Raw genomic sequence first — 15,836 nt, 5'->3', positions numbered from 1 at the left:
CGAAATTGGAAGCGCTTACAGAACCTTAACCACGAGATCACGCATCTGTGAAGAGGCCACCGATGACTGCTGGACTCAGACTCACCGCGATCGGGCTGCCGGTCGTGCTCGTGCTGACCCTCGCCGCCCCGGCGCACGCCGCCGGGTACGAGCGCGTGCTCAACGGCTCCTTCGACGCGGGCAAGACCCCGTGGTGGAGCAGCGGGAACACGCCGTCACGGGTCGTCGACGGCCGCCTGTGCGCCGACATCCCGGCCGGGACGATCAACCCGTGGAACTCGATGATCGGTCAGAACGACGTGCCGCTGGAGGCAGGTCAGCCGTACACACTTCGGTTCACGGCGTCAGCCACGAAACCGGTCACGATCCGCGCGGTCGTCCAGTCCACCCTGAACAAGCCGGTCACGCTGTCGGCTGCGCCGCAGACGTTCGAGTTCACCGGCAGTTCGACGGTGTCGGACATCCACCAGCAGGTGTCGCTGCAGATGGGCGGTGCGGCCGAGCCGTACACGCTGTGCGTTGACGACGTGTCGCTGACCGGTGGCGCGATCCCGCCGGGCGGTGGCTGGACGTACGGCTCACCGGTGCGGGTCAACCAGCACGCCTACGCGGTGGACGGTCCGAAGCGCGCCACGATCGTGCACCCGTCGACGGAACCGGTGTCGTGGCAGCTGAAGGACGCGTCAGGCCAGGTTGTCCGGAGTGGACGGACAGAGGTTCGCGGCGACGACGCTGTGTCCGGTGACCACGTGCACATCGCCGACTTCTCCCGGTACCGCCTGGCAGGCAACGGTTTCATGCTGGTCGTGGGCGAGGAGGTGTCGCTGCCGTTCGACATCACGCGTGACCCGTACGGGCAGCTGAGCCGGGACGCGCTGGCGTACTTCTACCACAACCGCAGCGGCACTCCGATCGAGCCGGCGCGCGTCGGTGAGGCCTACGCGCGACCCGCCGGGCACCTCAGCGACGCGTCAGTGCCTTGTCTGCCCGGCGTGTGCGACTACTCGCTGGACGTGCGCGGCGGCTGGTACGACGCGGGTGATCACGGCAAGTACGTCGTGAACGGCGCACTGGCGGCGTGGCAGCTGATGGACTCGTACGAGCAGTCCCCGCGCCCGGACGTGCTGGACGAGGCACGGTGGGAAGTCGAGTTCCTGATGCGCATGCAGGCGCCGAACGGCATGGTGCACCACAAGATCCACGATCTGGCCTGGACACCGCTGCCGACCCTGCCGCACCTCGATCCGCAGCCGCGCTACCTGCACGGCGTCTCCACGGCGGCCACGCTGAACCTCGCCGCCGCCGGCGCCCGGTGTGCGCGAGTGATCACCGGCCTCGCGGGCCAGTGCCGGACCTCGGCCGAACGGGCGTGGCAGGCGGCGAACGAGAACCCGGCCGTGTACGCGCCGCGCGAGGACAACGTCGGCGGTGGCCCCTACGACGACACCGACGTCCGCGACGAGTTCTCGTGGGCGGCAGCCGAGCTGTACGCGCTGACGGGGGACCGGAAGTACCTGGGACGCATCAACACCAGGCTCACGAGCGCGGGATTCTCGTGGAAGGACACGGGTGCGCTGGCCGACCTGACGATCCTGCGGGTGCCGTCGCTGTTCCCGGTGGCGAAGGTGATCACCGCGCGGCTGAGGCTGCTCGGCGTCGCCAACGGTTACGTCAAGTCGTTGCGGGAACAGGGCTATCCCGACCCAGCACCCGGCTACGTGTGGGGTTCGACCAGCTCCACCGCGAACGCCGCGATGATCATGGCGCTGGCGCACGAGATCACGCACCACCCGAAGTACCGGGACGCGGTGCTGGAGTCGTTCGACCACTTGCTGGGCCGCAACGCCGTGAACCGGTCGTTCGTCACGGGCTACGGCGAACGGGACGTCCGCAACCAGCACCACCGCCACTGGGCGCACCAGCTCGACCCGAAGCTCCCGAACCCGCCCGCGGGTGCGTTGGCAGGCGGCCCGAACACCGGCCTGCAGGACCCGGTGGCGCAGCAGAACCTGCGTGGCTGCAAGCCCGCCAAGTGCCACATCGACGACATCGGCTCGTGGTCGACGAACGAGGTCGCGATCAACTGGAACTCCGCGCTGGCCTGGGTGGCCGCGTACGCAGATTCCCGTTAACAGAAAGGAGATCCACAATGAGGTGGATCATCTGTCTGGCAACATTGCTGTTCCTCTTACCGGTGCCCGCACACGCGGCGAATCCGATCGACCTGACCAGCGGGTTCTACGTGAACCCCAACTCGTCGCCCGCGGTGTGGGCACGCAACAATCCCGGCGACTCCAGAGCGTCCCGGATCCAGGCGTCCATCGGCTCCAAGCCGATCGCGCGGTGGTTCGGCAACGACGCGAACATCGGCAGCACCGTGGCGAACTACGCGGGTGCTGCGGACGGCAACGGCAAGCTGCCCGTCCTCGTCGCCTACAACCTGCCAGGCCGCGACGCGTGCGGCGGTCACTCCGGCGGTGGGGCGGGCACTCCGGCGGCCTACCGGACGTGGATCTCCAGCTTCGCGGCGGGCATCGGCACGAAACCGGCGGTGGTCGTGATCGAACCGGACGCGCTGGGCGACTTCGGGTGCATGACCCGGGCCCAGATCGACGAGCGCAACGGCATGCTCGTCTACGCCACCCAGATGTTCCAGCAGAAAGCGCCCAACACCTACGCGTACCTGGACGGCGGCAACGCGGGTTGGGTACCGGCGGCGACGATGGCCTCGCGCCTGAACGCCGCGGGCGTCCGCAACGTGCGCGGCTTCGCGGTGAACGTGTCGAACTACTACACGACCAGTGCGTCCGTCGGCTACGCCAACTCGGTCGTGTCGGCGCTCGGTGGCGGACCGAGGTTCGTCATCGACACCAGCCGCAACGGCAACGGCAGCAACGGTGAGTGGTGCAACCCCGGCGGCCGCAGGCTCGGCGTCGCCGCGCAGGTCGGCGGCGGTGCGGAGATGCTGTTGTGGGTCAAGACGCCCGGCAACTCCGACGGCGAGTGCGGCGTCGCGCCGACGGTGCCCGCCGGGCAGTTCAGCCCTGATCTGGCCGTGCGGCTGATCGACGGCATCTGACCGGGGTAACGCGGCGGCGACCAGGTCGATGTACCGATGTGCGCATCACCCTTCTCGCCGCCGCGTTCCTGCTCGCCGCCTGCACGTCGGAGCCCGAGGCCTCGCCGCAGGCCCCGGCACCCCAGACGACCGTCGAGCAACCAGTTGGCAAGGGGCCGAACTGCGCCAACGCCAACTCGTCCGTGGTCGGCAAGGCGCTGGGGCTGAGGCTGCAGGGCCAACAGGAAACCGTCGACAAGACGCTCACCACCTGCACGTACGTCGGATCCGGCATGCCCGTCGAGGTCCGCTTCACCACGAACGCCACCGCCGCGTCGTTCGCCAAGGACAAGCCGGAGAAGGCCAAGGCCATCGAGGGCTTCCACGACGAGGCGTACGAGGCGACGGCGGGCGGCGCGGAGACCGCGCAGCACACGGTCGCCGCGCGCAAGGGCAAGACCCAGATCGAAGTGATGTCGCCGGCCGGCGTGGAGCCGTCGAAGAAGCTGATCAGCGACCTGTTCGGGCGGATCTAGACGGTGCCGGTCCGAACGGGCGCGTCGAAGAACGAGCGCACGCGGGCACCCGGTGCGAGCCATGGCCGCACCAGCTCGTGCGCCCGCTCCGGGTCGCGGTGGAACAGCCCGACCCGCACGGCGAAGACCAGGTCGAAGCGGCGATCGCCGAGGTTCATGTCCTCCAGCGACGCGATGAGGAACTCGGCCTTCCCCGACGCCACGTAGCCGGCGTTGCGGCGGGTGGCGGCCTCGATCATCTTGGTGGAGCGGTCGATCGCGGTGAGCGTGCCCGTGGTCAGCAGCTGGCACACCATGGTGGCGGCCACGCCCTGGCCGCAGCCGATCTCCAGGACCCGGTCGTGCGGGCGGACCGCGAGTTGGTCGACCACACTGCGCAGACGCTCGCTCATGGTCCACATCATGCGTCAGCGCGACGGGCGGGGCCACCACCGCGGCCCCGCCCGTCACAAGATCAGCCCAGACCGCCCAGGTTGACCATCCAGCTCACGCCGAACTTGTCGGTGAGGTCGCCGTACTCGTCGCCCCACATCTGCTTCTCCAGCGGCGTGCCGATCTTGCCGCCGTCCGCGAGCTTGGCGAAGTACTCCTTCAGCACCTCCTCGTCGCCCGACAGGGAGATGGTGATGGTGTCGCCGGGGTTGTAGGGCATGCCGGGCGGCGTGTCGGAGGCCATCAGCGTGTAGCCGGCGTCGGTCTCCAGCTGGGCGTGCATGATCTGGTCGGCCTGTGGTGAGTCCTGCATGCCGAACTCGCCGAAGGTGTTCATCTTCAGCTCGCCGCCGAAGATCGACTGGTAGAACTCCATCGCCTGACGCGCGGTGCCGTCGAAGCGCAGGTACGGGTTGAGGCGAGTGGCCACCGGAATCGCTCCTTTGGAAGAGACGGACCCGCATGCTCCCAAACCCTTGCCACGCCTACAACTTGAAGTTGCCCAAGAAGGTTTTACTCCGTGACTCCCGGGTCACCCTGTGCGACCTTGCCCGCGTACACGAGTGTGGCTTCCGGTGTGAGCGGGTGGAACGTCCCGGCACGCACGTCGCGGTACGCGCGTTCCAGCGGTGAACGCCGGAAGAAAGACCGTCCACCGAGGACCTCCATCGCGAGGTTCACGACCTCGACGGCCTCGACCACGGCGTGGCGTTTGGCCAGCATCACCGTGGTGACCGACTCCGCGCCGGCCGTGTAGTCGTCGCCCAGCTCCTCGATCGAGCCCATCAGCGACCACCACGCGGTGCGCAGCTTGTAGTCCATCAACCCGATCTGCCGCACGGCGTTCTTCGACGTCGACTTCACGGCCACGTCCCGAGCGCCCGCCGCGATGCCGAAGTACGTCGCCCCGCACACCGGCGCGAAGTGGACGACCGCGGCGAAGAGAGGCGCGCCGAACTCCCCGTACGGCCGGCGCGCCGCGATCTTGTCGGCAGGGATGAACACGTCCTCCAGCACCACGTCGTGGCTGGCGGTGCCACGCATGCCGAGCGTGTCCCAGGTTTCCTCGATGCGCACGCCGTCGGCGTTGAGAGGCGCGCTGAAGTGCAGCACCTCCTCGCCGAGCACGGCACTCGTCGCGACGACGTTCGCGCGCGGCGACTGGCTGCAGAACGTCTTGCGTCCCGAAACGAGGAACCCGCCGTCGACCGGTGTCGCCGTGGTCGTGGGCCACAGCCAGTCGGAACCGCCGCTGGTCGCGATGACCAGGCCTTCCGCGGCCACGCGCCGCAGCACACCCTCCGCGTCCGGCGCTCCCTTGCGTCGGCGATAGCCCTGCATCAGCGTCAGATACAGGTGCATCGTGACGGCCAGCGCGGTCGCGCCGTCGTGCCGGGCGAGCTCCGCCTGCGCGTAGCAGACCTGGCGCATCGTGGCGCCGAGACCGCCCAGCTCCTCGGGTACGGCCAACGCCAGATATCCCTCTTCGCGCATCGCCTCGTACGCCTCGGCCACGAACGTCGCGTCACGGTCGTGCCCGGACGCGTGGGCTGCCGCGATCGCGCCGATGCGGGCGGCCATCGGCACGAACTTCGTGTCGTCGTGTCTGGTGACGGTCGGGAACGTGCCGGTCACGCGTGGTGTCTCAAGTGTTGTCATGGGACGAACGTAAGAACCGTCAAGCGCCGCAGGTAGTTCTGAAAGTGAACCGGACGGCGGTAACGAAACGCTCGCCGCGGCGGAGACTTCCATTTGTGAGGACGTGTGCACAGTGTTGTCGAGCGCCGCAGGAAGTCCCTTAGGAGCGGAGGCTGGGCCTTGAGGACGTGTGCACAGTGTTGTCGAGCGCCGCAGGAAGTCCTTTAAGAGCGGAGGCTGGACCTTGAGGACGTATGCGCAGTACTGCCCGATCGTCCGCGCCGTGGAGGTGCTGGGCGACCGGTGGACGTTGCTGATCGTGCGGGACATGCTCATCGGTGCCTCGCGCTTCAACGAGCTGTCCCGCGGTCTCCCGGGACTGTCACGCGCCCTGCTGTCCCGGCGCCTCAGGCAGCTCGCCACCGCGGGCCTGGTGCAGCGCACCGGCGACGGCTACACGTTGACGCCGGCGGGTGAAGCGTTGCGCCCCTTGGTGTTCGGCCTCGCCGACTGGGGCGCCCGGTACGCGTTCGGCGACCCGCGCGCCGACGAGCTCGACCCCGAGGTGCTGATGTGGTGGATGCACGGCCGCATCGACACCGGCACGCTGAGCCGCCGCGCCAACATCGAGATCCGCATCAACGACCGGCGCCGCACGTTCTGGCTCGTCGTCGAACCCGGCGACGCCTCCGTCTGCTACACCGATCCGGGTCTGGAGGTCGACGCGGTGATGGCGTCCGACCTCGCGACTCTCTACCGCATGTGGGAGGGCGAGGTCGAGCTGCTCGACGCCGTCCGCGCGGGCACGATCGAGCTGACCGGCCCGCGCTGGGTGGTGCGCGGCCTGCCGGTGTGGCTGAAGCTCAGCCCTGTCGCCGAGCACGTGCGCGCTGCTCGTGCGACCTGAGCTCGTCGATCCGGACGTCACACGCGCGGGCGTCCTCCAACCGGCCCAGTCTGCCCAGCACACGACCGCGGATCAGCAACGACTCGTGGTCCTCCGCCAGCTGCACGGCCAGATCCGCGTGCTTCAACGCTTCCGGATAGCGGGCCTGGCCGAACAGCTCGTTCGCCCGTTCGACGTGCACGGCTGCCAGCGCTCTCGCCTTGTTCCGGAGCAGCGGGTGCTTGCCGAACACCCTCGGCTCGGCCTGCAGGATCTCGCTGCCGCGTTCGTCCAGCAGCGTGGCGAGCGACCGGTGCTGCCCGAGCCGGTCGTGCAGGTGCGCGGCGGCCGCCGGGTGGCCGTTGCGGGCGTACCAGTTCGCGGCCCGCTGGTAGTTCACGGCAACCGGCTCGACCGACTCCGCGACGGCCGGCACCAGCGCGCCGTCCACCAGCACGCCCAGCCTCGTCAGCTCCACGATCGCCGCCGGATCGACCCCGAGCTCGACGCACAGCGCCCGCCGGACCGGCCCGAGCCGCGCGAACGCCGTGACCAGGTGCCGGGCTTTCGCCGACAACGCCGGCAGGACCGTGGCGAGCACGTAAGCCTCGTGGTCCGGCCACCGCCGGGCGAGCGCGGGCCATCCCAGCGTCGCCCGGTACACCTCGGGCGCGACCGCGGACTCGGCCAGCGCGAGCTCGGCCGGACCGATCTGTTCGGAGTTCTCCCACTCGAACGGTGTGCGCGTGATCAGCGTGACCTGCTCACACGGCGTGCGCTTCAGCCACTCGCGCAGCTCGTCGGGCGGCACGGACGGCTCGTCCAGCACGACCTGCGGAGCCCACCGCCGCGTCCGGATGAAGTCCGCCGCCGCCTCGCCCGCACACCACCGCGCTTGGCGCGACCTGCGCCTGACCGTCTCCGTCTTGCCGTAGCCGGGGGCCGCTGCCACCACCGTCAACCGCACCTTCCTACCCCTTCCGCGACGGCTGGCCCGTCACAGCAAGGGAGGGTCCGGGGTCACCGTGGATATGGGCGAACCGGGTGACGCACGTGAGCAATCGGTCGCGGGCCAGGAGTGGTTCCGTGCCTTTGACCAGGGCATTCTCGTCTCGGCGAAACTTTTTGAAGATTTTCTGGGCGTGGTTGTCGATCCGGTGTGGTGGTCGTTCGACGCATCAGTGGAAGGACACCACAGCCCAGGAGGAACCTGACATGAGCGCCACGATCGCCACCCCCGCCGCCCGCAAGTTCGCCGTCGGCCGTTACGCCACGATCGTCACCCGTGTGCTGACCGGTCTGCTGTTCGCGACGACGGGCTTGAACGGGTTTCTGATGTTCATGCCGGCGCCGGATCCGAGCACGTTGGCACCGGAGGGTGTGGCGTTCAGCGGTGCCCTGTACGCGACGGGGTACATGTTGCAGCTGGCGTCCGGTGTTCAACTGGTCTCGGGTGTGCTGCTGCTGGTCGGCCGGTTCGTGCCGCTGGCGTTGGCGATGCTGGCCCCGATGGTCGTGAACATCGTGCTGTTCCACGTGTTCCTGGAGCCGTCCGGCACGGTGATGGCGGTTCTGGTCGCCGCCGCCGAGATCGGCCTGGCGTGGGCGTACCGCGACAAGTTCCGCCCGATGCTGCAGCCTCGCTAGACCGCACAAGCGAAATCCCCCGCCGGCCACGTGCCGGTGGGGGATTTTTCGTTGTGCGGCCAGGACTTTCTGCCCGGCGATGTCGAAACGGGAGTGTCTGGTTCGACGTATCTGTGAAGGGAAAATCCTTGGAAGGGAACGGAAATGTCCACCACCCGCTGCGCCACCGTCATCACGCGAGTGCTGGTCCGCAGCCGGTTCGCGCCCGCGGTCCTGACCCTGCTGAACGTCCTGCTCGACACCAGCCACCTCGTCACCGCGCTCGTCGTGGCACTGGCCGAGATCGCCGTGGCGCTCTCCTCCCAGAGCTGGCCGAAGGCGGGCACCGCGAGCCCGGTCCAGACGGAGACCAGGTCCTACCGCGCGACGAACGCCGCCAGCAGCGCCTGCACCTCGTAGACGTCGACGCCCTTGCCGAACTGTTTGGAGATCGGCGCGTCACCGCCGGAGACCCAGATCTTGAGCTCCGCGTCCAGGTCGAAGTGACCGGCGGTCTCCACCGCGAACTGCGTGATCGCCCGGTACGGCACCGAGTGGTATTCGACCTTCTTGCCCGTCATGCCCTGTTTGTCGACCAGGATCAACCGCCGGTCCGTGAACAGGAACGAGTCGCGCACCAATTGATACGCCGCGTGGACCTGTTCCCCCTGCGCCAAAAGCCGCCCGAACTCACTCGCGGCCGCCCTCGGGTCGAGCTTTGACGCGTTCCCCATCATTCCGCTGAGAAGTCCCATACGTCCACATTTACCAGGCTTTCCGAAAGGTTGGCCGAACGCTGGGCTGCTCCTGTCCGGACGCTTCTGCGCGTTACCCGAAAGTGGTTGTCAACAGCCACTCGATCGGGAAGGACCTAAACGATGCGTAAGCACCTGGTTGGAGCCGCTGCCCTCGTCGGAGCCGCGCTGCTGGTGACCGGATGCTCCGGTGCCGCCGGCAGCGTCGCACAGCAGGCGCCGAAGGCCGACGAGAAGCCGACCAACGAGCAGATCGCCGCGCTGTTCAACGACTGGAACGCCGCCCTGAAGACGGGTGACCCCCAGAAGGTGGCCGATCACTACGCTCCGAACGCAGTGCTGCTGCCGACGGTGTCGAACAAGGTGCGCAGCACGCGTGCCGAGATCGTCGACTACTTCGAGCACTTCCTGCAGAACAAGCCGAGCGGCACGATCCTCGACTCGCACATCGCCGTGCTCGACAACGACGACGCGATCGACGCGGGCACCTACCGGTTCGCGCTCAACCAGGACGGCAAGCCGACCACTGTGGACGCCCGCTACACGTTCGTCTACGAGAAGATCGACGGAAAGTGGCTCATCGTGAACCACCACTCGTCGGCGATGCCGGAGAAAGTCTGATCCGCACGCAGAGCCCGCCGCCAGGCGCGTCCTCCAGCGTCACGGTGCCGCCGTCGTCGGTCACGAGCTGCTTGACGATGGCGAGCCCCAGGCCGGAGCCGCCCTTGCCGGTGAGGCCCTGACCGCGCCAGAACCGGTCGAACGCCCGCAGCCGATCGGCTGCGGGCAGGCCGGGGCCGGAGTCGATGATCTCGACCACCGCCGGCCGCGTGGTGCGGACCAGGATCGTCCCGCCGTCCGGTGACACCTCCAGCGCGTTGGACAGCACGTTGTCCAGCACCTGCTCCAGGTGACCCGGCGTGGCGAGCACGCGGAGGTCGAACCCTTCGGAGACCAGCGAGATGGAGCGTTCGTCAGCCGACGCGCGCCACGCCGTGAACCGGTCGGCGATGACGTCGTTGACCCACACCGGTTCCGGGTGCCCGACGGTGGCCTCGGCGCGGGCCAGCGCCAGCAGGCCGTTGACCAGCCGGCTCATCCGCACGACCTCGGCCGTCGCCCGATCCACGTCCTCGCGCACGTAGTCGTCGTCCACCCCGTCGGCGACGTTGTCCAGCGACAGCCGCAACGCCGTCAGCGGGGTCCGCAACTGGTGCGAGGCGTCGCCGATGAACGCGCGCTGCGAGTTGACCAGCGTGCTGATCGTCTCGGTGGCGTTGTTCAACGTGCGCGCGAGCGTGCGGGTCTCGGGCGGCCCGGTCTCCTCGGCGCGTGCGGCGAGGTCGCCGTCGCGCAGGCGGCCGGCCATGTCGTTGAGCTCCCGCAACGGCCGGGTGACCCGTTTCGCGAGCCACCAGCCCAGGAACGCCGCCGCGATCAGCACGGTGATCGCGAGCGCGGCACGGAAACCCCAGATCTGCCAGAGCCTCTGCACGATCCGGTCGTCCGGATAGGACAGCCGGATCGCGCCGACGACGGTGCCGTCGGCCCGGCGCGCGGGCACGGTGAGGGTGAGGCCGTTGCGGTCCCAGACCTTGTTCTCCGGCTGCGGGCCGAGCACCTCGATCCGGCCGGGGGTCTCGTGTTCGTACGCGTCGGCGAGCGCCCGCAGCGACCGCGTGTCGCCGGTCGCCAGCAGCAGTGCCGCGGTCTGGGCCTCCCTGCGCGCGGTGTTCTCCGCGTCGTCGTACAGCTGGCTGTTCAGCGTGAACGCCACCGGCACCGTGAACGCCGCGATAGCCACCGCGACCAGGAGCACGTAACTCCAGACGAGTTGGCGGATCACGCGAGCACCAGCCGGAAACCCACACCACGCACGGTTTCCAGCGAGGCCGCGTCACCCAGCTTGCGGCGCAGCACACCCACGTGCACGTCCAGCGTCTTGGTGGGACCGAACCAGTTCTCGTCCCACACCGCCTCCATGATCTGCTCGCGGGTGAACACCGCGCCCGGCTCCTCCGCCAGGAACGCCAGCAGGTCGAACTCCTTCGGCGACAGCTCCACCTCGGCCCCGTCGAGGTGTACGCGCCGCGTCCGCCGGTCTATGCGCAACCGGCCGCGTTCCTGCGTCGGCTCCTTCTGGCTCGGTTGCACGCGCCGCAGCACCGCCCGCATCCGTGCCACGACCTCGCGCACGCCGAACGGTTTGGTGACGTAGTCGTCGGCGCCGATCTCCAGCCCGACCACCCGGTCGACCTCGTCGGACCGCGCGCTGATCACGATGATCGGCACGTCACTGCGGGATCGCAGCTCCCGGCACACGTCGAGACCGTCCATGTCCGGCAGCCCGAGGTCGACCAGCACGAGGGCGAAGTCGCCGTCGGCCGTCAGCGCGTCGGCCCCGTTCCGCACCCATTGCACGTCGAAGCCGTAGCGCGACAGCCCGCGTGTGAGCGATTCCGCGATCGGCTCGTCGTCTTCCACCAGCAGCACCCGCATGGGCGCAGATCATTCCACTGACCGGGGCAGGGCGTTCCCCAGCCTGATGCCGCTCCACCCGAGCGTGCTCGGCACGACGGCGTCCCAGAACGGCCACAGGTTCGGCAGCACCCGCAGCGCGATCCCCGCCTCCTCGTGCAACTCGAAGAGGTCCCCGACCGGCTCGGCCGGCCCCAACGGCGTGACCGGCTCGACGGCGACGACGGCGGCGTCGCCGAAAGGCCGGAACACGTCGGCGGGCAGCCGGTACGCGTACAGCGAGACGGTCCGCATCCGCTCAAGCCACCCGTACTCGACCGCGTGCACCCGCTTACCGCATCCCGGCCCGATGATCCGCTCGCGGTCCTCGTCCGAAGAAGAAGGCACGACCCACGCCATGGCCCGCGGGCACTGCCGGGGAAACCAGTAGTCGGGGCAGCGGTCGAAGCCGACCGCCCACACGTACTCCTCCGGCTGCCGTGCGGTGGCCGCCCGGTGCGGCACGAACCTCGTGATCGCCGGATCCTCCGAAAAGTGCAGTACCTCACCGGGTTCGGGCCGCATGTGGTCATACTGGCCCGCATGCGGAGGCTGACGCTCGCGGTTTTGCTGGTCCTCACCGGTTGCTCCTCAGGCGGCGACGAGTCGGTCGGCTTCACCGCCGTCGACCTCACCGCCGCACCAGAAGCCCTGGCCGCGCACGGCGACATGCTCGTGATCGGCACCCGCCCCACGGACCACCCGGAGCTCGTCACCCGTGCCGAGGACGGCACGCTGAGCAACGTGCGGCTCACCCCGGCCACCCCGTACGGCAAGGAAGCGCACTGGTACGGCATCACCTCCGACGGCTCCACCATCACCGGTGTCGGCGGCGAACGCGGCGGCGCGCACGGCAACGTCCGGTGGAGCGCCTGGACCGGCGACACCCACCAGATCGCCGAGAAACCGCAGGGGTTCAGCACGTTCGGCGGCTACGGCGCGGGCGAGCTGATCGGCGTGGTCCGCACGAAGCAGGGCCCGCTGATCATCGGCACCTGGCAGAGCGCCAAGGCGGGCCTCGACATCGCGATGTGGACGTACGCGGCGGACACGTGGAGCCGCCAGCCCTCGGCGGGCACCGTCCTGGAGAGCTCGCAGGAGCTCCTCCGCTTCCCCCTCGCCGTCACGCCCGACGGTGACGGCGCCCTCGTCGTGGGCTGGCAGATCGCCAAGGGCACGGTGAGCGCGGCGGTCTGGCGGTTCGACGGCAGGACCTGGACCACCGCGACCCTCCCGGACGGCGACGCCGCGCTGGCCGCCCGCTGCTGGGACGGCACCTGCCACGTCGTCGGCCGCAGCAAGGGCAAGCTCGCCTGGTGGTCCGGCCCGGAGTGGAAGAAGCTGACCACCCCGGACATCCCGGTCGGTGACAACCAGAACCTCGCCGCACCCGTCCCGGTCAACGGCACCCCGACGCTGTTCGTCGACCACAACGGCGTGAAACTGGTGTCCGAAAAGGACGAACGGCCGGCGGACGGCCCGACCGGCGAGGTCAAGGCGGCCGAGGTGGCCGGCGGTCAGGTCTTCGTGATCGCGGGCGACCGCCTGTGGCGCGTCACCTAGCCAGCAACGCCCGCAGGGTCTCCAGCCCGTCCAGCACGGCCTTCCGCTCCGCGGGGGAGGCCGCTTCCAACGCCGCGGTGAGCCGCCCGTAAGGCCCTTCGGACAGCTCACGCGTGTACCCGTGCACCGGCTCGGTCACCCGCACGCGGGTGTAGCGGCGGTCATGGGGGTCGGCCTCCCGCGTCACGAGCCCGCGCGCCTGCAGCCGGTCCACGATCCCGGACGTCGTCGAGTGCGACAGGCTCAACCGCCGCGCCAGCTCGGTCACCGTCGCCGACCCCTCGGTCACCAGTGACCTGATCAAGCTGACCTGCGGCGCGGTCAGCCCGCTGCGCGCCCGGTCACCGCTCGGCTCGATCGACGTCGTCAGCAACTCCTGCCGCAACGCGCGCAAGTGCGCCATCACGGATTCCGCGTCCTGGAAAGCGTCGACCACGGCGCGAAGTCTAAGGTACGTTGGACACGACGCGTCGCATACGACGGATCAGGGGATCTGGCCGGCGACGAGGCTCGGCCGCGGCCACCCCGACCCGGACAACGCCTCGAGACTCACCGACTCGGTGGTGCTCGGCAAACCGCACCAAGCCACAGAAGAAGAGGAGAACGAGCGCCACACCTGGATGCGCAGGATGCTCACGCCGTCGTTCTCCGCCAGGAACATGGAGGCGCTGCGCCCACGCGTGCGGCACCTCGTCGACGGCCTGCTCGACGACCTCACGCGCCTGCCCCAGCCGGCGAACTTCCACGAGGCGGTGTCGTTCCCGCTGCCGGTCCTGGTCATCTGCGGACTGCTCGGCGCCTCTGGACCTACATGGGTGAGCTCGTCGAACGCAAGAAGAAGGAACCCGGCGACGACGTCATCACCCGTCTGATCGAAGGCACGCCACCAGGCCAGGAAGAAATGATCGCAGCGCCGGCCTGCTGTTCGCCGGCCACGAGACGACCGTCGCCGTCATCGACCGCGGCGTCATGCTGCTGGGCCTCAACCCCGGCCAGTGGGACGCACTCCGCGACGCCCCCACGACCATCCCGGACGTCGTCGAGGAGATCCTGCGCCACCGCTCACCGGTCTCGGCGCCGCGGGAAGACGCCGGCATGCCCCGGTACGCGATGTCCGACATCGAGGTCGAAGGCGTCCGCATCCCGGCAGACGATCTCGTCCTGCTCGGCATCGACCAGGCCAACCGCGACGAGGACCGCTTCCCCGACCCGGCGGCCTTCACGTCACGCGAGTCCAACCCGCACCTCACCTTCGGCCACGGCCCGAGGTCCTGCGTCGGCGCACCGCTCGCGCGCGTCGAACTGACCGAGGTCTTCGGCGCCCTCGTCACGCGGTTCGAGACGTTCGGCCTAGCGGTCGACGTGGCGCAACTCACCCCCAGGACGGAACAGCTGGTGGGCGGAGTGGCCGAACTCCCGGTGCGCTGGACGGCCCCGTGACCTGGTCCGCATCGATAAAGTAACCCTGCACGCTCAACGCGCTCCGCAGCGTGATGCCCGGTTTCGGATCGCATTGCGCTGCTTGTCCCACATCTTCCGGTCATTGCATTCACCCGGATGCGTCAGGTCCATCCGTGCCCGCAGCAGGAACTTCACGGTGAATACAGCGATCTGGACGCACAATGGTCACGCTTGGACACACAATTGCCGAGAGTCAACTGTTGATGTGGCTGTTCGCCCGCCCATTCCGCCACGCATGGGTGACTATGGCCCGGTCAGTGGGCCCCCCGCGTAATGGTGGGGGTGGGCGGCGGTCCGCCAGATCGGCGGTTAATCTCTTGCAACTCGTCCACTGCAATCCAGTGCGCCGACGTCGCAACCACCGGGGAGAGGACTGAACACGGGTGGCCGGATTTCTGTTGCGGCGGTTGGTCAACTACGTGGTGCTCGCCCTCGTGGCGACGTTCCTCGCGTTCACGTTGGCCTCCGTCACCTTTGACCCGATCGGGGTGCTGCAGCAACGCAACCCACCGCCACCGGCGGCGTCGATCGAGGCCAAGAAACGAGACCTCCACCTCGACCAGCCGATCCCGCAGCGGTTCGTGACCTGGATGGGCGGTGTGGTGCAGGGCGACTTCGGCCGCACCATCGCCGACCGCCCGATCACCGACGAGCTGGGCAGGCGCATCGGCGTGAGCTTGAGGCTGTTCCTGCTCGGCATCACGATCGGCATCCTGTTCGGCGTGCTGCTCGGCGTGGTGAGCGCGATCAGGCAGTACAAGTTCAGCGACTACTTCGCGACCTTGTTCTCCTTCATATTGCTGTCGACGCCGGTCTTCGTGCTGGGCACGTTGCTCAAGATGGGCGCGCAGGGCATCAACGACTCGATCGGCACCAACGTGCTGATCTTCGTCGGTGAGCAGACACCAGGCTTCCAGGGCAACTGGTTCGAGCACCTCGGCGACCGGCTGCAGCACCTGATCGTGCCGACCCTCGCGATCGCGCTCGGCCAGATCGCCTACTACAGCCGCTACCAGCGCTCGTCGATGCTCGACGTGCTGGGCAGCGACTTCCTGCGCACCGCGCAGGCCAAGGGCCTCACCCGCCGCAAGGCGCTGTTCAAGCACGGCCTGCGCACCGCGCTGATCCCGATGGCGACGCTGTTCGCGTTCGGTTTCGGCCTGCTCGTGGTCGGCGGCACCTTCACCGAGCGGATCTTCGGCTGGTTCGGCATGGGTGACTGGCTGGTCACCGGCATCTCGGCGCAGGACACGAACGTGACCGCCACGGTGACGCTGTTCGTCGCGGTGTGCGTGCTGTTCTCCGGCTGGCTCGCCGACGTGCTGTACGCCGCGCTCGACCCCCGAATCCGTGTGAACTAGGCA

At 68.8% G+C, this 15,836-nt stretch carries 21 protein-coding genes; 12 read left to right on the top strand and 9 right to left on the bottom strand.

What is annotated here, in order from left to right; translation table 11 throughout:
- The first annotated feature begins 62 nt into the window (after positions 1-62).
- From ABFX45_RS30410 to ABFX45_RS30400, 3 genes are read left to right on the top strand one after another with little or no spacing between them, the layout of a single operon-like run.
- Positions 63-2,132 carry a glycoside hydrolase family 9 protein gene (locus tag ABFX45_RS30410; RefSeq protein WP_109638557.1) on the top strand — a complete coding sequence of 690 codons (2,070 nt, stop codon included), beginning with the start codon at positions 63-65 and terminating at the stop codon, positions 2,130-2,132.
- Between the two features lie 17 nt (positions 2,133-2,149).
- Positions 2,150-3,079: a glycoside hydrolase family 6 protein gene (locus ABFX45_RS30405; RefSeq protein ID WP_346133600.1), complete on the top strand. Its 930-nt coding sequence runs from the start codon at positions 2,150-2,152 to the stop codon at positions 3,077-3,079.
- Between the two features lie 38 nt (positions 3,080-3,117).
- Positions 3,118-3,594 carry a hypothetical protein gene (locus tag ABFX45_RS30400; protein WP_346133598.1) on the top strand — a complete coding sequence of 159 codons (477 nt, stop codon included), beginning with the start codon at positions 3,118-3,120 and terminating at the stop codon, positions 3,592-3,594.
- On the opposite strand, the gene ABFX45_RS30395 is transcribed toward ABFX45_RS30400, so the two are convergent.
- The 3 genes from ABFX45_RS30395 to ABFX45_RS30385 all read right to left on the bottom strand — a co-directional run bounded on the left by ABFX45_RS30395 (position 3,591) and on the right by ABFX45_RS30385 (position 5,685).
- Complete coding sequence (locus tag ABFX45_RS30395) at positions 3,591-3,986, bottom strand: class I SAM-dependent methyltransferase (protein ID WP_346133597.1); 396 nt, start codon at positions 3,984-3,986, stop codon at positions 3,591-3,593. The genes ABFX45_RS30400 and ABFX45_RS30395 overlap by 4 nt on opposite strands.
- 62 nt (positions 3,987-4,048) lie before the next feature.
- The gene (locus tag ABFX45_RS30390) at positions 4,049-4,456 is read right to left on the bottom strand and encodes a VOC family protein (protein ID WP_109638561.1); all 408 of its coding nucleotides are present in this window, start codon (positions 4,454-4,456) and stop codon (positions 4,049-4,051) included.
- An 83-nt stretch (positions 4,457-4,539) separates the two neighbouring features.
- Positions 4,540-5,685 carry an acyl-CoA dehydrogenase family protein gene (locus tag ABFX45_RS30385; protein WP_170155072.1) on the bottom strand — a complete coding sequence of 382 codons (1,146 nt, stop codon included), beginning with the start codon at positions 5,683-5,685 and terminating at the stop codon, positions 4,540-4,542.
- A 223-nt stretch (positions 5,686-5,908) separates the two neighbouring features.
- Here ABFX45_RS30385 and ABFX45_RS30380 point away from each other — a divergent pair, with 223 nt between their 5' ends.
- Entirely contained in the window at positions 5,909-6,571 is a 663-nt protein-coding gene (locus tag ABFX45_RS30380; protein ID WP_211337473.1) for a winged helix-turn-helix transcriptional regulator, read from the top strand.
- Here the strand turns inward: ABFX45_RS30380 and ABFX45_RS30375 are convergent.
- Positions 6,528-7,517, bottom strand: a complete 990-nt coding sequence (locus tag ABFX45_RS30375; RefSeq protein WP_346133594.1) for a tetratricopeptide repeat protein — start codon at positions 7,515-7,517, stop codon at positions 6,528-6,530. The genes ABFX45_RS30380 and ABFX45_RS30375 overlap by 44 nt on opposite strands.
- A 58-nt stretch (positions 7,518-7,575) precedes the next feature.
- Between ABFX45_RS30375 and ABFX45_RS30370 the strand changes: the two genes are divergently transcribed.
- From ABFX45_RS30370 to ABFX45_RS30360, 3 genes are all read left to right on the top strand, one after another.
- Complete coding sequence (locus ABFX45_RS30370; protein WP_346133592.1) at positions 7,576-7,764, top strand: hypothetical protein; 189 nt, start codon at positions 7,576-7,578, stop codon at positions 7,762-7,764.
- A 1-nt stretch (position 7,765) separates the two neighbouring features.
- Positions 7,766-8,197, top strand: a complete 432-nt coding sequence (locus tag ABFX45_RS30365; RefSeq protein WP_109638565.1) for a DoxX family protein — start codon at positions 7,766-7,768, stop codon at positions 8,195-8,197.
- A gap of 144 nt (positions 8,198-8,341) precedes the next feature.
- Entirely contained in the window at positions 8,342-8,596 is a 255-nt protein-coding gene (locus tag ABFX45_RS30360) for a hypothetical protein (protein WP_109638566.1), read from the top strand.
- Here the strand turns inward: ABFX45_RS30360 and ABFX45_RS30355 are convergent.
- Positions 8,554-8,931, bottom strand: a complete 378-nt coding sequence (locus ABFX45_RS30355) for a PH domain-containing protein (RefSeq protein ID WP_109638567.1) — start codon at positions 8,929-8,931, stop codon at positions 8,554-8,556. The genes ABFX45_RS30360 and ABFX45_RS30355 overlap by 43 nt on opposite strands.
- Positions 8,932-9,054: 123 nt before the next feature.
- Here ABFX45_RS30355 and ABFX45_RS30350 point away from each other — a divergent pair, with 123 nt between their 5' ends.
- On the top strand, positions 9,055-9,552 hold the full coding sequence (locus tag ABFX45_RS30350) for an SgcJ/EcaC family oxidoreductase (protein WP_109638568.1): 498 nt from the start codon (positions 9,055-9,057) through the stop codon (positions 9,550-9,552).
- On the opposite strand, the gene ABFX45_RS30345 is transcribed toward ABFX45_RS30350, so the two are convergent.
- Genes ABFX45_RS30345 through ABFX45_RS30335 form a run of 3 tightly spaced genes read right to left on the bottom strand, consistent with a single transcriptional unit; the run spans position 9,509 to position 11,973 of the window.
- A complete protein-coding gene (locus tag ABFX45_RS30345; RefSeq protein ID WP_109638569.1) occupies positions 9,509-10,777 on the bottom strand; it encodes a sensor histidine kinase in 1,269 nt (422 codons plus the stop codon). The genes ABFX45_RS30350 and ABFX45_RS30345 overlap by 44 nt on opposite strands.
- Positions 10,774-11,430 carry a response regulator transcription factor gene (locus ABFX45_RS30340; RefSeq protein ID WP_109638570.1) on the bottom strand — a complete coding sequence of 219 codons (657 nt, stop codon included), beginning with the start codon at positions 11,428-11,430 and terminating at the stop codon, positions 10,774-10,776. The genes ABFX45_RS30345 and ABFX45_RS30340 overlap by 4 nt, the downstream gene beginning before the upstream one ends.
- A 9-nt stretch (positions 11,431-11,439) precedes the next feature.
- Positions 11,440-11,973 carry a DUF6886 family protein gene (locus ABFX45_RS30335; RefSeq protein WP_346133589.1) on the bottom strand — a complete coding sequence of 178 codons (534 nt, stop codon included), beginning with the start codon at positions 11,971-11,973 and terminating at the stop codon, positions 11,440-11,442.
- A gap of 18 nt (positions 11,974-11,991) precedes the next feature.
- Here ABFX45_RS30335 and ABFX45_RS30330 point away from each other — a divergent pair, with 18 nt between their 5' ends.
- Positions 11,992-13,011, top strand: a complete 1,020-nt coding sequence (locus ABFX45_RS30330; RefSeq protein ID WP_109638572.1) for a hypothetical protein — start codon at positions 11,992-11,994, stop codon at positions 13,009-13,011.
- Here ABFX45_RS30330 and ABFX45_RS30325 read toward each other — a convergent pair.
- Positions 13,004-13,447, bottom strand: coding sequence for a MarR family winged helix-turn-helix transcriptional regulator (locus ABFX45_RS30325; protein WP_346133587.1), 444 nt, complete (start codon positions 13,445-13,447; stop codon positions 13,004-13,006). The genes ABFX45_RS30330 and ABFX45_RS30325 overlap by 8 nt on opposite strands.
- Positions 13,448-13,574: 127 nt before the next feature.
- Between ABFX45_RS30325 and ABFX45_RS30320 the strand changes: the two genes are divergently transcribed.
- From ABFX45_RS30320 to ABFX45_RS30310, 3 genes are all read left to right on the top strand, one after another.
- Positions 13,575-13,883, top strand: coding sequence for a hypothetical protein (locus ABFX45_RS30320; protein WP_346133585.1), 309 nt, complete (start codon positions 13,575-13,577; stop codon positions 13,881-13,883).
- A 97-nt stretch (positions 13,884-13,980) separates the two neighbouring features.
- Complete coding sequence (locus ABFX45_RS30315) at positions 13,981-14,451, top strand: cytochrome P450 (RefSeq protein WP_346133583.1); 471 nt, start codon at positions 13,981-13,983, stop codon at positions 14,449-14,451.
- 404 nt (positions 14,452-14,855) lie between these two features.
- Positions 14,856-15,833, top strand: a complete 978-nt coding sequence (locus ABFX45_RS30310) for an ABC transporter permease (protein ID WP_109638576.1) — start codon at positions 14,856-14,858, stop codon at positions 15,831-15,833.
- Positions 15,834-15,836 lie beyond the last annotated feature (3 nt).

Source organism: Lentzea roselyniae, assembly GCF_039537795.1.
GTDB lineage: Bacteria > Actinomycetota > Actinomycetes > Mycobacteriales > Pseudonocardiaceae > Lentzea > Lentzea atacamensis.
This window is presented reverse-complemented; position numbering and strand designations above follow the sequence as displayed.

Bases quoted from the DNA above. Each gene is read 5' to 3' on its own strand.
- ABFX45_RS30410 (WP_109638557.1), top strand. From the start codon at position 63: ATGACTGCTGGACTCAGACTCACCGCGATCGGGCTGCCGGTCGTGCTC.
- ABFX45_RS30405 (WP_346133600.1), top strand. From the start codon at position 2,150: ATGAGGTGGATCATCTGTCTGGCAACATTGCTGTTCCTCTTACCGGTG.
- ABFX45_RS30395 (WP_346133597.1), bottom strand. From the start codon at position 3,986: ATGAGCGAGCGTCTGCGCAGTGTGGTCGACCAACTCGCGGTCCGCCCG.
- ABFX45_RS30385 (WP_170155072.1), bottom strand. From the start codon at position 5,685: ATGACAACACTTGAGACACCACGCGTGACCGGCACGTTCCCGACCGTC.
- ABFX45_RS30365 (WP_109638565.1), top strand. From the start codon at position 7,766: ATGAGCGCCACGATCGCCACCCCCGCCGCCCGCAAGTTCGCCGTCGGC.
- ABFX45_RS30360 (WP_109638566.1), top strand. From the start codon at position 8,342: ATGTCCACCACCCGCTGCGCCACCGTCATCACGCGAGTGCTGGTCCGC.
- ABFX45_RS30355 (WP_109638567.1), bottom strand. From the start codon at position 8,931: ATGGGACTTCTCAGCGGAATGATGGGGAACGCGTCAAAGCTCGACCCG.
- ABFX45_RS30350 (WP_109638568.1), top strand. From the start codon at position 9,055: ATGCGTAAGCACCTGGTTGGAGCCGCTGCCCTCGTCGGAGCCGCGCTG.
- ABFX45_RS30340 (WP_109638570.1), bottom strand. From the start codon at position 11,430: ATGCGGGTGCTGCTGGTGGAAGACGACGAGCCGATCGCGGAATCGCTC.
- ABFX45_RS30335 (WP_346133589.1), bottom strand. From the start codon at position 11,973: ATGCGGCCCGAACCCGGTGAGGTACTGCACTTTTCGGAGGATCCGGCG.
- ABFX45_RS30330 (WP_109638572.1), top strand. From the start codon at position 11,992: ATGCGGAGGCTGACGCTCGCGGTTTTGCTGGTCCTCACCGGTTGCTCC.
- ABFX45_RS30315 (WP_346133583.1), top strand. From the start codon at position 13,981: ATGCTGCTGGGCCTCAACCCCGGCCAGTGGGACGCACTCCGCGACGCC.